Source organism: Enterococcus sp. DIV0174 (assembly GCF_050529065.1).
In the GTDB taxonomy this organism is placed as follows: domain Bacteria; phylum Bacillota; class Bacilli; order Lactobacillales; family Enterococcaceae; genus Enterococcus_B; species Enterococcus_B thailandicus.
This window is the reverse complement of the sequence record NZ_CP172881.1, coordinates 532,869-545,568: the sequence shown is the minus strand read 5'-3', so window position 1 is coordinate 545,568 and position 12,700 is coordinate 532,869. Positions and strand designations below refer to the sequence as shown.

General features: G+C 33.9%; 11 protein-coding genes and 1 pseudogene. 2 read left to right on the top strand and 10 right to left on the bottom strand.

Features of this window, described 5'->3' with window-relative positions; all coding sequences use genetic code 11:
* Positions 1–52 precede the first annotated feature (52 nt).
* From IGJ93_RS02635 to IGJ93_RS02620, 4 genes are all read right to left on the bottom strand, one after another.
* Entirely contained in the window at positions 53–874 is an 822-nt protein-coding gene (locus IGJ93_RS02635; protein ID WP_075492136.1) for a PRD domain-containing protein, read from the bottom strand.
* A gap of 780 nt (positions 875–1,654) precedes the next feature.
* The gene (locus tag IGJ93_RS02630) at positions 1,655–2,794 is read right to left on the bottom strand and encodes an ArgE/DapE family deacylase (RefSeq protein ID WP_270345990.1); all 1,140 of its coding nucleotides are present in this window, start codon (positions 2,792–2,794) and stop codon (positions 1,655–1,657) included.
* Positions 2,795–3,451: 657 nt separating this feature from the next.
* The gene (locus IGJ93_RS02625) at positions 3,452–3,700 is read right to left on the bottom strand and encodes a hypothetical protein (RefSeq protein ID WP_075491847.1); all 249 of its coding nucleotides are present in this window, start codon (positions 3,698–3,700) and stop codon (positions 3,452–3,454) included.
* Positions 3,701–3,961: 261 nt separating this feature from the next.
* Positions 3,962–4,663, bottom strand: a complete 702-nt coding sequence (locus IGJ93_RS02620) for a thioredoxin family protein (protein WP_270492767.1) — start codon at positions 4,661–4,663, stop codon at positions 3,962–3,964.
* A 409-nt stretch (positions 4,664–5,072) separates the two neighbouring features.
* Between IGJ93_RS02620 and IGJ93_RS02615 the strand changes: the two genes are divergently transcribed.
* Positions 5,073–5,972 (top strand): helix-turn-helix domain-containing protein, encoded by a 900-nt coding sequence (locus IGJ93_RS02615; protein WP_086270610.1) that lies wholly within the window; start codon positions 5,073–5,075, stop codon positions 5,970–5,972.
* A 668-nt stretch (positions 5,973–6,640) separates the two neighbouring features.
* Here IGJ93_RS02615 and IGJ93_RS02610 read toward each other — a convergent pair.
* From IGJ93_RS02610 to IGJ93_RS02600, 3 genes are all read right to left on the bottom strand, one after another.
* Positions 6,641–7,843: a site-specific integrase gene (locus IGJ93_RS02610; RefSeq protein WP_002295028.1), complete on the bottom strand. Its 1,203-nt coding sequence runs from the start codon at positions 7,841–7,843 to the stop codon at positions 6,641–6,643.
* A 59-nt stretch (positions 7,844–7,902) separates the two neighbouring features.
* Entirely contained in the window at positions 7,903–8,106 is a 204-nt protein-coding gene (locus tag IGJ93_RS02605) for a DUF3173 domain-containing protein (protein ID WP_002295027.1), read from the bottom strand.
* Between the two features lie 141 nt (positions 8,107–8,247).
* Positions 8,248–9,480: a replication initiation factor domain-containing protein gene (locus IGJ93_RS02600; RefSeq protein WP_285701040.1), complete on the bottom strand. Its 1,233-nt coding sequence runs from the start codon at positions 9,478–9,480 to the stop codon at positions 8,248–8,250.
* A gap of 161 nt (positions 9,481–9,641) precedes the next feature.
* Here IGJ93_RS02600 and IGJ93_RS02595 point away from each other — a divergent pair, with 161 nt between their 5' ends.
* Positions 9,642–10,454: a helix-turn-helix domain-containing protein gene (locus tag IGJ93_RS02595; protein WP_002295024.1), complete on the top strand. Its 813-nt coding sequence runs from the start codon at positions 9,642–9,644 to the stop codon at positions 10,452–10,454.
* 780 nt (positions 10,455–11,234) lie between these two features.
* Here IGJ93_RS02595 and IGJ93_RS02590 read toward each other — a convergent pair.
* The 3 genes and pseudogenes from IGJ93_RS02590 to IGJ93_RS02580 all read right to left on the bottom strand — a co-directional run bounded on the left by IGJ93_RS02590 (position 11,235) and on the right by IGJ93_RS02580 (position 12,667).
* Positions 11,235–11,470, bottom strand: a pseudogene (locus IGJ93_RS02590) (hypothetical protein).
* The gene (locus tag IGJ93_RS02585) at positions 11,454–11,651 is read right to left on the bottom strand and encodes an accessory gene regulator B family protein (RefSeq protein WP_071868827.1); all 198 of its coding nucleotides are present in this window, start codon (positions 11,649–11,651) and stop codon (positions 11,454–11,456) included. Before IGJ93_RS02585 ends, IGJ93_RS02590 begins: the two are co-directional and overlap by 17 nt.
* 137 nt (positions 11,652–11,788) lie before the next feature.
* Positions 11,789–12,667: an ROK family protein gene (locus tag IGJ93_RS02580; protein WP_025477583.1), complete on the bottom strand. Its 879-nt coding sequence runs from the start codon at positions 12,665–12,667 to the stop codon at positions 11,789–11,791.
* Positions 12,668–12,700 lie beyond the last annotated feature (33 nt).

Sequence of the window (12,700 nt, the reverse complement as noted above, 5' to 3'; positions counted from 1 at the left end):
CAAAAAATTTTGTGTTTCAAAAGGTTACGCCTACCTGATAGTTACGCCCTAATTATTGAATTCTTGCTAAATGGATTGCGAGATAAGTCACTTCATTTTCTTGAACGTTTAAATGAAACTTTTCTTCAATCATTTTTTTGATTGCAAAAGCGACTCGATATGGCTCGCTTTCCTTAAAAGCATTACTAAAAAAACCAATATTTTTACTTGAAGAATCTTCTTGATAAACTAACCGTTTTGCCAAAAATTTGATATGGATCATCATCCGGGAATAGATCAAGGAGTCTGTATCAAAGCGATAGCCATAAATTTCTTCCAATGCCAAGCTGATTTCTTTGGTCATTTCCAATATTTTCAGGCTATTAAAACTATTGGGCTCACCTAATTCCGCATTGATAATATGCATTGTAATAAACCCAACTTCATTAGCACCTAATTGTGTCCCATACCGTTGATTGATAAGAGCAACGACTTCTTTTGCTGTTTCATATTCATCAGGATAAAGCAACTTCATCTCAGGCAACATAATAGCTGTTACTTGACTATCTTCCTTTTGTCTTTGGATTGCAAAATAAATATGATCTGTCAACGCGATATAAATATTTGAATCCAGCTGAGATGAGATATTTTTTGAAATAAATTGAATCACCTCTTCAGAAAACTCAATAAATTCGATTGGAATCTGAGCAGCCATTTCCGTAAACACCTTCGTTTTTTCTTTAGAATCTAAAGTAAAAAATTTATCTGCAACAGTCGGATCAAATAGTTCATTGACAGAAGTAGAAAAACCTATTCCTTTTCCCATCGCAACTTTCTCTATTCCTTCATCATCAATTAGCACCACATTATGATTGATTTTTTTTACAACTTTCATTGCTGCACGGATCCTCTCTAAAGAATAATTTTATGTGATCTACTATTAAAACAACAAAAAACGACCTAAGAAAAGTACTTTTCCTAGGTCGTGCCTAATTTAATAGTTGCACCCTCTTTATTTATACGCCCAATATAGCAAATAAAGAAAACGCTGTCAACGTTTTTTTAACCACTCTCATTATGAAACCAGTTTTCTAGCAAAATAGCAAAAAAACGACCGCGGTGGGTAGCCGCGGCCTTAGGAGTTATTTTTACTTGAGGAGTAAAAATGAAAAAGTATAGGGTTGTTTGTTGGTATGTATTTATAATAGAACTTAATTGTGAAGAAATTATGATTGAAACCTTGTCTTTTTTTTGGATTTGTTTAAGAAAAAGTAAACATCCTCCCTATGCAAAAAAATAGCTAACTCAACAGATCAAGTAGCATTGCAAAAACAGCGCTCCTAAGAAATAAAAAAGATACAGTCTCTCTAGCTACCGTATTAAATCAATTGTTTGCCGTTTACTATCACTCACCTCTACATGCTTTGATAGGTTTCTCATTTTATATGTACGCTGTCTAATTGAATGATATTTATTTTTACATCAAGAGTATCACGATTTTAATGAAATTAATGAGTGTCAACATCAGCTATTTATTAACAAGAAAAAAATTGAACTGAGCGCCACAAAAAAGGCTCGTTAGTCATTCACTAACCAGCCTCTAAGCCTTTACAAACTGCTAGAAAATTTCTACAACGTAAAAATTCAAAGCACACTTCACAAAAAAATAATGATGTTATGCTAAATAATCAAGAATAATTGATTGGTAGCTATCAATCATCGCTAAATAATTATCAATTTCAACATACTCATTCACTTGATGTGGCAAGGTTGGTACTCCTGGCCCAAATACAACAAAATCAAATGGCTGTCTTGCTTTGGTAAACTCAGCTGCATCAGTTGTTCCGGCAGCTCCAAATAATGGTAATGGCTCTTCAAACTGTTTTTGAATACTATAGATCAAAGAAGACTTGGGATTCGCTTTTACCGGAATTTTATTGAAATCAATTGTTAATTTAAGTTGATATTCATTCCCTTGGTTCAAGACATCGACAATCTTTTGCAACGTTTCAATGACTTTATCATTTGAAAATTCTGGAATCGAACGAATATTTCCTTGTAGCTGTGCATAACTAGGGATGCTGTTAACCTGATTCCCTCCGTTAATAATTGTTACGTTATGAATCGTCCGACCTAAAACAGGATTTTCAACTATTTCTGCAATGCACTTCATCTCTGCATTAACTTTTGTCATGAATTCATTCAAGTGATCAATTGCATTATATCCTTCTTGTGGCATAGAACTATGTGCTTCTTTACCATAAGATGCGACAGTATAATTGATTGAACCCATATGAGTATACAGCAAATTGTAATTGGTTGGTTCACCAATAATCAATCCATTCAAGTCGTCGACATAGCCTGCTTTGGTTAATTGTTCACTACCTAGTTCCCCTACTTCTTCACCCACCGTAGCTAATAATTTGATTTTTCCATTAAATGGTTTTCCAGTTTCCTTTAACTCGATCATCGCAAGAACCATTGCTGCAAGTCCACTCTTCATATCTGTTGCTCCACGACCATATAAACGATTTCCTTCAATTTTTGCTTCAAAGGGTGGATAAGTCCAAGCAGCTTCATCACCTACAGAAACAACATCCATATGTCCTGATAAACCTAGAACTTTTCCTGCATTGCCACTTTGGTAAGTAGCAACTAAATTATCTCGTCCTTTAGCATAAGAAACTATCTCGCTTTTCATTCCATGCTCAGCCAAAAGTTTTTTCAAATAGGATGCTACCTCAGCTTCATTGCCATTCACTGATTTAATACGAATAAGGTCTTGCAAAATGGAAATTTTTTCTTCTTTTTTCATCTGACTCTCTCCCATCCCATTTTATTTTATCCACATTGTATCACAATTCATTTTTTAAACTTCCATTGCAAATGCTTCGAAAAATTTATGTTAGAACCCATTTTTATTGTGGAAAAAAAAGAAAAAAACGCCTAAAAAGACGCTTTTGGTAGAACATCTAATGTCCAAATTTTTATTATTTTTTGACAGCACTACTGAAAAGTAAAATAAAATTTACTATAAGCCAGCCAATGATAAAAACATCTACTAGATGCATGTTATTGAAATGAAAAACTAACCAATAGATTGCTAATAAAAAATTCACAAGGCTAACTAAAATAGTTGTTTTGCTATTTATTTTCTTCAGAACTAGCACCTCCACTCAAGTATTAACTTCATCCATCTGTTAAAAACTGTTCTAGTTTGTTTTTATTGATACTTAAATTTATTGTACAGTATTTTTGATTCTTTTTTATTAACATAAAATTTTAGTTCAAGAATAATAATGTAGTTTTTTTACATTAAAATCTATTAACGCAACTAACTATATACAACATTATTAATGTTTTTATCCTAAAGAAATCGAGTTCATAATTAAGCACACTTAGTCCAAATTAAAAAGTAATGATTAAAAGTATAAACCTCTCCATCGTCGCTGTTCAACTACATACACTCGTCTCAAAGAACATCAAATACTCCCACGCGAACTTCTTCATGTTTATTATTCGGAGAAAACCAAATATCGTTCCATTCCACCATAATACATTCAAAATCTGTTCTTATTTCATAATCTTCTCTTGAATGATAATAAATATCTAAAACAATATAAACATCATCTCCAACTATCCTTTTAAACATATCAATTTTTTCGTTTGTCACGTTCGATACAAATTTAGGATTGCTTGCAGATTCAGCAAGCTCACCCATTAATTCAGGTAAATTCTCTTTAGCTGTTTTATACGTGAAAACTACTTTAATCTTTTTTTCTCTACCTCGTTAAATTTAGTGTTCCTAATTCTAACACCTATCTGGTTATTTATATCGACGGTTTACTTTATAGACTCGACTATCTTTCCCAACATATCAATATTTTTTCTATGGTAGAAAATTGATAAACCCAAACTGGTAATAGACTAACCTTTTTCGCCGTATGTTTACCTACATTTCATCGCTACTGTGACAATAAATTCACGAGGTTTCAAAAAATTTTATGGTATGTTCTATATTTTTAGCTTCCTTATCTCCATACAAGATTTGCTCTATTTCACCATTTTTTATAAAAATAACCGCAGGAATACTTTCAACACCTAATTTATTATAATATTTTCTGAAATCATCAACATCGTTTTTATTGCCAGTAGTATCTAGGTAATTAATTTCTAATTTTTCTTTTTCCAAATAAGAAATCAACTTAGGTCTGTATAGTATACAATCTGGACAATTTTCTCTGCCAACGTAAATAATACTATTTCCCTTACTATTGATGATAGAGTCTATATCTTGAACTGTAGTTGTCTTTAGAGGTTCTTGTTGAAGTCTTGATAATTGAGCCGAGCCTAACACAAGTGTCCCCATTGCTAACAATGATATTACCAAATAAAGGGCTTTTTTATTTTTTTTAGCATAAACTATTCCAAAAATTATGAAAGTTAAACAAGTATATAAAAGTAATATTTGCCAAAAAAAGATTTGTGTGAAATGTATTTCTAATGAATTTTCAGAGCCGTTTGCGACTCCCGCTATGGTTAACATGTTCAATGGTACCTGAAAACTTGTTCCGTTTAAAAAACTATTTACTCCATTTGGAATTATCAAAGCAACTAGAATTAAAAATGTTGCAAAAAATGAAATACCACTATATTTAAAGATGTCAAGAATTGTTTTTTTCATAGTCGTTCTTTCTCCCATTTAGTATTAAATATATGATTTGTTATGATAAAGCCACTAACAATAAAAATTGTTAATAACGTGATTTGGACAATATTAGAATAGCTATTAAAGCGATTGATTAAATATGTAATCGGAAATAAGCCAAGCACGCAAACCATTATAAGGCTAATTTGCGATAATGGATTTTCTTTACTATTTATTTATCAAAAAAATTCTCCTTACCCTTTTTAAAAAATAACAAACACCAATAAACTACTCTTTGAATGGTCGCACTAAAAAACTAAACATATTTTTATCACCTCATTGTTTTGTTCTTCACATGTGCTATTCTATTATAGTAACTAAGAAAAAAGAATTTAAATTATGGTCAAAATTTTCACATCATAAAAAATAAAATAACGGAGAGTCTATGGAAATTCATGAGCTACTAAGAAAACTTCGGGTAGAAAGAGGAATTTATCAAAAAGAGCTATCAGAAGGAATAACGACTAGAGAAACGTTTGTAAAATATGAAAATGGCAAAACAAAGATTCCATTTTTTGTTTTAATTGAATTATTGGAAAGAATGAATCTAAGCTTAGATGAATTTGTTTTTTATTTAGACAAAGATAGCGTAAGAGAAAAGAATTGGCGTTTAAAGAAATTAATAAAGAAAATCAGAGAAGATAAACCAAATTCCCAACGTACATTACGAACACTTCGAGAAAAAGTTAGAAAGACAAACAATATTGTAGATATCAGAAATTACTTAGTTGTTAAGACGATTGATTGGTATCAACTAGCAGATAGTGAAAGAAAACTAAATAATTCTGACAAAAAATATTTATCCGAGTTAAAAAAATATTTGGAAGTTGTTGATGAGTGGGGCAGATTTGAAATGGCAACCTTTACTACGCTTTTATTTATTTTTGAAACAAATTACATAAACGGTAGATTATCAGGCGTTGAAAAAAAAATAGAAAAACATAAAGATTATGAGATTTTTCATTCCATATTGATTGGTATGTATAACAATGCCTTTTTATTAATGCTCGAACGTAAAGAAACTACTTTAGCAAAAAAATATTTAGAGAAGATGACTGACGTTCGTCACAAACTTCTATTTTTTGGCGATACAGAAGTTTACTGTAATTTTTATAAATTACTTTTTAAACATTTAACGGAAGAATCTGGACGAGTAAATGAGTTAATAGAGTATTTTGAAGGATTAAAAATAATAGGTTCTCATAGCCTATCTAAACGCTTCAAAGTTGACTTAAGGAAATTTGAACTTATTTACAATACTACACCAATAATTTTTGTGGATTAATCATTGAAAGTGAATAGTAAAATAGGATCGATTACTGTGAATTTAAACAGTTACGCTAGTTACTAAGTACGTATAAAAGCTTTGAAACAACAAAAATGAATTAAAAGAAGATAATGAATGTCCGAGTGGAAATAAATTCTGTTAAAATCAACAAAACTAATGAGCTGAAAGGTACTAAAATATACTGCATTTTGAGTTGAACTAAGCAATTGGATGCCAGAGAAGAACTAAAGCTAAAAATTTAGAGACTTTAGTTCTGTTTATTAAGTCTGTATTTCTGTCTTAAGGTTCCCCGCCAACTGATACATAAAAAAGCTGTAACGATATTTGCTACAATCTTTTCAGAGAGAATCAATTCAACTTTGATTATTGTTTTTTTATTTATCGAACTATCCCCTACATCATAGCCTTTTTAGCCACTTTTCTCTGGTAGAAAACTGTGATAGAAAAAATAAAATAACACAAAAAAGCGCCTAAAAAGACGCTTTTGGTAGAAAATTGGAAAACTGAGCTTTTAAAAGCACGTAAACAAAGGCTTTTGAGCCTTGAGTTTTCGCCAGTTTTACTGAGTTTTGTCATCATTTGCGGTACATCTTCAACAGGAGCAACTCAACCAAAAACACTGGTACGAAAGTATTTATATGTCTTCTGGTAGCGTAGTGGAAAACTCAGACTGGCAATAAATCGTCATTTTTCGAAAGAATAGCGCCCTCTTGAACATTATCAATCGCATTTACCACTTGTTGATCTGACTTCGCATATAAGTGACCGTAAGTTCCTAAAGTAATTTGAATATTCGCATGGCCCAATCGTTCTTGAATAGATAGCGGTTGAATATTCTGCTCAATTAGAAATGCAACATGAGAATGTCGTAGCGCGTGAAGTTTAATCGGTTTGACACCCGCTTTTTTGGCAGCCTCTTTTAACCAGTTTGCGAAAGAATAAGGTGGCGTAAATGTTCCGTCCAACTGAGCAACATATTCAAAATTTCCAATACGTTTTTGCAAGTCATACCACTGTCTGAGCTTTAATGAAAGTTTCTTTCCCATCCCAATCGTTCGATAAGCACATTTCGTTTTTGGAGTCGAGAAGTACCAATCATCTTTTGTATTATAAATTAGTGTCTTCTCAATCGTTATCGTGTTTTTTTCGAAATCTACATTCGACCAAGACAAAGCTTCAAGTTCTCCAATCCGAATGCCAGTATAAAAGAGCATTTCATACACAATCTTCCGATGGTGGGTTTGAATCTTATCGTCCTTCAATTCATTCATCACTTTTAGAAACTCACTGTGTTCCCAAAACTCAACTTTCTTATTATCAGAAGGAAGTGAAGAAACATCATCAACGGGATTTTTAGCAATCACCCCCTCTTTAACAGCCCGATCCAATACAATTTTTAAGTGTCCCCGAATCCGATTGATATAAGATTTTGATAACGTTTCGCCATTGACTTTTTTCCGCGAATTGCGTGACTCTGTCTGGCTTAGTTCAAATAACCAATCCTCAATATCGTGACTTGTAATATCTCGAACACGAAAATGATAGAAAAACTGCATTCGCTTTTCGAATATGAATTGCGCATTCTCATATGTTTGACTCTTCACCTGTCTCTCGTACCATTTTACAAACCTATCCTTGTAAAACTCTTCGAAAGTCATTTGATTGGTAGAACACAGTTGATTAGGAACTGTCTTGTTGAAATCATGTGTTTCCATATACTTGTCATAAGCAATTTTGGCATCTTTTTGTGAAGCATAACCTCGTTTAGTCTTCTGAACCTTTCTTCCATCTTCATCTATGCCCAGATATGCTCGGAAGAACCATTTTTTTGTCTTTTTATCTTGGTAAATATTTTTAATTTTTGGCATCGTACCATTCCTCCCTGTGCTTGAGAAAAGCTACTTTAATAGTACCGCGCTTGTACTGTTTATTCCGCAACTTGAATGTGAAAAAGATGTTCAATTACTCGAGATGGCACCACACCAACTTGGCGATTATTATAAAAATCTATTCCTTCAACCCGTGCAAGATACGTTTTGCTCTCTTTAATCATTCGTGCAGCTTGACTAGGTTTAAAGCCCATTTCTATCAAAATTGCACGATTTACCATGAAATCACATTTTGTTTCCAATCTCTCACCCCCTGATACTTTACTCCTTTTAAATTAATCCTCTTTATAATCAATTGTTTCTCATTCAATGGTTGTGTTATACTCGTCTTGTCGAGGCGGAGTACGTTGCACAACTTGTTGTGTAAGCAGTACTTTGCTTTTTTAGTAGCTTGTTTTCTCATTTGATATACTTTGTAGTTTTCGTTCATAATACTCAACCTCCTCCTGATAATATTCTGGGTCTGCCTTCATATTTTGGAGAAGTTTAATCTGTCTTGGATTCATTTCTCCTTGTTCAATAATCAAAGACAACAAGGAAGAATGAAACGTTTGATCCACTTGTGCAATAAAAGCTAGCGATGGCGAAACACCATGAATTAACCAATTCATACTTTTCTCAAAGCTTTGAGGAATTGTCTCTAAAGAAATGGTGATTGCGCCATGATTGCCAATAAAGGCTGCCCATTTTTTATCAACCTTTGCCCCTGGATCATTTGGATCACGGTCATAAAAACAAATTGCTCCATTAAGTAACTCAAAGAACAGTTTGGTTAAATCATGGGTTCTTGAAATAATCTTTGCTAAGCTTTGCGCTTTCTCTTTTCGATACCGTAGTTCAAAGCGATTTTTCACTTCTGCCTCTTCTAAAGGAATTCCTCGTCGCTTTCGTTGTTCATAATCCTTCTGATAAAAACAAAAGCGACATTGACTCTTCTTTGAGCCTAAATACAAGGTCTCGCCATTTGATTCATTATTTGTGATATCCGTCCCGCCATGGGATTCACTCACTTGAAAAGTGGTCCACACATGGCCTAGCGTTACCTTACGCTTAAGTTCTGGAATGCTGAGACTCCCCACAAAATCATCTAAAGTAAAATCAATCCGTGTAAAGTTTCCCTGATAAGCTAATATCTTACGGAAGAACTCTTGCCAGTTTGATTTTGCGGTCTTCAAACGCATGGCAAGATGTTTACAGCCTTGACCTGAAAACTCCATCACGGTTCCTTTTACCGTATCGTCAATGGAATACCGAATTGTGATTACTTGATTCCATACGTATTGGCCAATATAGCCCTTTGGCGCATAATCCAGTTCCTCAAAGCGTTCAATGGGCATGCCAATGATTGCCTCAATCAGTTTTAAATATTGATTCGAGAAAAAGTGAATGGTTAGATAATCAATCAAAACACGATTAACTGGAACTAGCTCTTCTTGCAAACTATCCAGTATAAGATTCAATTTTTCTTCACTTAATTGTCTCGTTCCTTTTTCTACCTTTGATAATAACGATCTCGAAATCCCTACTTTTTCTGCTAAATATCGCTGGGTCCACCCCCTTTCTTCTCGAGAAACTCGAATCGATTCCCCGAGATCATGTTGATTCACTTGATTCATAGAAAAACCTCCTTCTGCTATTAAATTGTCAAAGAACCCACAGACTTATTTTAAGTACAAATCGATTGTACGTCTGTATTTATTTTAAGTCAATACATTTTGACTTTTTTTAAGTACACACGTATAATAAATTTAAGAATTCATCCTGAGGAGGAGTTTTCATGGAGATAGACAAGCAAGCAGTGGGCAATCGAATTCGGCAGATTCGCCAAGAGTTAAAGTTGAGTATGGAGAAATTTGGCAAACTAATTGGTGATTTACCACGAAGTACAGTCAATAACTGGGAACGTGGAATTAACCTTCCAAAAACCGAAACCCTTCACCAAATTGCAGAGGTGGGTCATGTCACAAACGAATATCTTTTGTATGGTGATCAAGAAAATCAATACATTTTAGAAATGCTTCAAAAGAAGGCAGGTAAGCTTGATCCTGAGATTGAAGGACTGATAGTAGACGAACTGAACCGAGCTGGTCTTGTTAGTGAAAAAGAAATGGATCGAATGATTGAATTTTTTATTACAAACCTCATTCCACCAACTGAACAAGATCAATTTACTTTTCAATGTATCGATGAGAAAAAGCAGCTTTACCTTGGTTCAACCAATTTTGGTAAAGAAGCGCAACTCTATTTACACCATGATAATCAAAATCATATTCTGCACATGATGCCCTTTACCTTCTCAAACTTTAGTGTGGATCGCTTACTCGTTTATTTAGCAAATCAAGAATCCTATTCCTATTTTGGGAAACATTTGCCAAAGAAACTAGTTGAAAAAGCCATTCTTTTATACTCGATCAATCAATCAACCGGAGATGTGCGAATTGCCCCGTTGGTCTATTCAAAAGAAACAGCTTCTTATCAGTACACAGAGGACAATCAATATCTACTAGAACAACAATATCTTTATCTGCCATTCGTGATGGAAGTCGAGAAAGAACGTCTGTTAAACGCAGCGTATCCATCATCAAAATAAGGTGACAAGATTGATAAGCACGTGACAAAGAAAATACTGCTAGGACACTCCCCAATGGGTAGTTGTCACAGTTTCCTGTTCTTTGTTAGCCCCCTGTTAGCCCCCTGTTAGAACCGGGGGCTTTATTCCTGCAGTCCGGCTACGCCTTCCTGCAATAGACAAAACTCCAGATCGGGTAATTCGCTTGTGGCGAAACCCGACCTGGAGTTTGTCTCTGTATTTTGAACCCTAACAATTAACCAAACTGACTGATATTCCCATAATCAGTGCGAAATAAGCCATTCAGTCCAGCTTTCCTACCTATCCCTCTGGTTAGTTCTTATTCCTTTTCCGAAAGGGATAAATGATTGGCTAAATCTGTGTACATTTCAACCTTCAAAAATGTTTTCGAAATATTTCATCAGCACATGTCATACAAATTACCGGTGCGTTCTCAAATTCTAGTTCTTTAATTGATTTCAATTGAGGAGCAGTTACTTTTGGCGGAAATTTCCATTTTGTCCAAACCTCTTCCCCCGTTGAAATTTCTTTGTTGCAATTATTGCAATGAAAAGTTTTCGTTTCAAAAATATAAATAATTGCTTTATCCAATAAAAGCTTTCTACTTCTCAAATTATTTTTCTCTAATAAGAAAAACAGAAAAGTAATAAGGTACAACAGTGATGATTCCCAATGAAGAACAAACCATAATAATATTTTTCTAACTTATCCCCTTCAAGGAAAGAATTTCTTGCAAAAAATAGAAACTACAAAATTATCAATCATTTCAAGGTAATATAACTACCTGAGTTTATTATCGATTAAAATGCTAAGCTAACTACATTTGCAAGAGAAGCGAGAGTTAAAGGTAAATATAGAATTTCTACTTTTTTAGCAATAGAAATAGGAATAAAATATTTAAAATGTATAGAAACTTTCTTTTTTTTTCTTGCTATCTTTTTATAATCACAACTCTCGATAATAGAATTACGATTTATTTTATACGGCTGAAAAAATCTATCACCAAAAAAATTCAAACATTAAGCCAAGGATTATGAAGTCAACATTTCGAAAAATGAACATACATTGGTAAGCAACTATAACTATTACCACAGACATAAAGTAACACAATATATTACTATTTAAGTGTACGCCACCAGTGAATATCCTCAAGGTATACAGCGCACAACAAAAAGAAAAAAGGAAACGCAGAAGCATTTCCTTTCAGTGATTTAATGAAAACAACACGATTTGACTTAGAGCCTTTTTATTTGAATTCATTTTCGCTTTATCCAACTTCATTTGATTACTCGGTTAAATACTTTTGACATGAGTATCAATGAAACATTCATTAATTATGGTTGCTTATTTCTTACTGCTTTTCTGGCCAATGCTAATCCGCCGATTATTCCGGCATTATCACCTAATTCGGGCGTAATAATGTAGCTATCAATTGGTGGTATTTCAACATATCCATTTATAAGCTCAACAAATTTATCCTGAACTTTTTTCTTCATGTGTTCTTGTTTCATTACACCACCGCCAAAAATAATTCTATCTGGCGAAAACATCAGTGTTGTATTGTATGCACATTGGGCAAGGTAAAAGGCTTCAATCTGCCAAAACGAATCGTCAGCCAATAAATTCTGGCCTTTTACACCCAACCGTTTTTCAATCGCTGGTCCTGCTGCCATCCCCTCTAAACAATCTTGATGGAAGGGACAGTTTCCTGAAAAATTGTCCTTTGGATGTCGCTTGATCAACATATGACCCATTTCCGGATGACTGAATCCCTCCACGAAAGTCCCATTGAGCAAGGCACCACCTCCTATACCTGTTCCCACAGTGAAATATGCAACACTTGCTAACCCTTTGCCAGAACCAGCAACATATTCACCATAGCAAGCCGCATTAACATCTGTTGTCCATTCAATCGGAATATTGAAATGTTGCTTTAGCGTTCCTACAAAATTGAAATTTTGCCAAGCAAGTTTTGGTGTTGATGTGATATGACCGAAACTCGTTGATTTGCATTGAACATCAATTGGACCAAAGCAGCCGACCCCGATGCCTGCCAATTGTTCCTTAAAAGGTTTAAAAAAATCAATGACCTGCTTCATTGTTTCAACTGGAGTTGTTGTGGGAAAACTGACTCTTTCCAAAATCGTTAATTCCTCAGTACCGACTGCACAGACAAATTTAGTCCCTCCAGCTTCAATTGCCCCATATATCATCATAGGTTCCTCCCTTCGAATATGTGAAAAACA

Excerpts from the sequence above, each read along its gene's own strand:
- IGJ93_RS02620 (WP_270492767.1), bottom strand. The coding sequence starts at position 4,663 with ATGAAAAAAACAATTCTTGACATCTTTAAATATAGTGGTATTTCATTT.
- IGJ93_RS02595 (WP_002295024.1), top strand. The coding sequence starts at position 9,642 with ATGGAGATAGACAAGCAAGCAGTGGGCAATCGAATTCGGCAGATTCGC.
- IGJ93_RS02635 (WP_075492136.1), bottom strand. The coding sequence starts at position 874 with ATGAAAGTTGTAAAAAAAATCAATCATAATGTGGTGCTAATTGATGAT.
- IGJ93_RS02610 (WP_002295028.1), bottom strand. The coding sequence starts at position 7,843 with ATGCCAAAAATTAAAAATATTTACCAAGATAAAAAGACAAAAAAATGG.
- IGJ93_RS02585 (WP_071868827.1), bottom strand. The coding sequence starts at position 11,651 with ATGCTTCTGCGTTTCCTTTTTTCTTTTTGTTGTGCGCTGTATACCTTG.
- IGJ93_RS02580 (WP_025477583.1), bottom strand. The coding sequence starts at position 12,667 with ATGATATATGGGGCAATTGAAGCTGGAGGGACTAAATTTGTCTGTGCA.
- IGJ93_RS02600 (WP_285701040.1), bottom strand. The coding sequence starts at position 9,480 with ATGAATCAAGTGAATCAACATGATCTCGGGGAATCGATTCGAGTTTCT.
- IGJ93_RS02615 (WP_086270610.1), top strand. The coding sequence starts at position 5,073 with ATGGAAATTCATGAGCTACTAAGAAAACTTCGGGTAGAAAGAGGAATT.
- IGJ93_RS02630 (WP_270345990.1), bottom strand. The coding sequence starts at position 2,794 with ATGAAAAAAGAAGAAAAAATTTCCATTTTGCAAGACCTTATTCGTATT.
- IGJ93_RS02625 (WP_075491847.1), bottom strand. The coding sequence starts at position 3,700 with ATGGGTGAGCTTGCTGAATCTGCAAGCAATCCTAAATTTGTATCGAAC.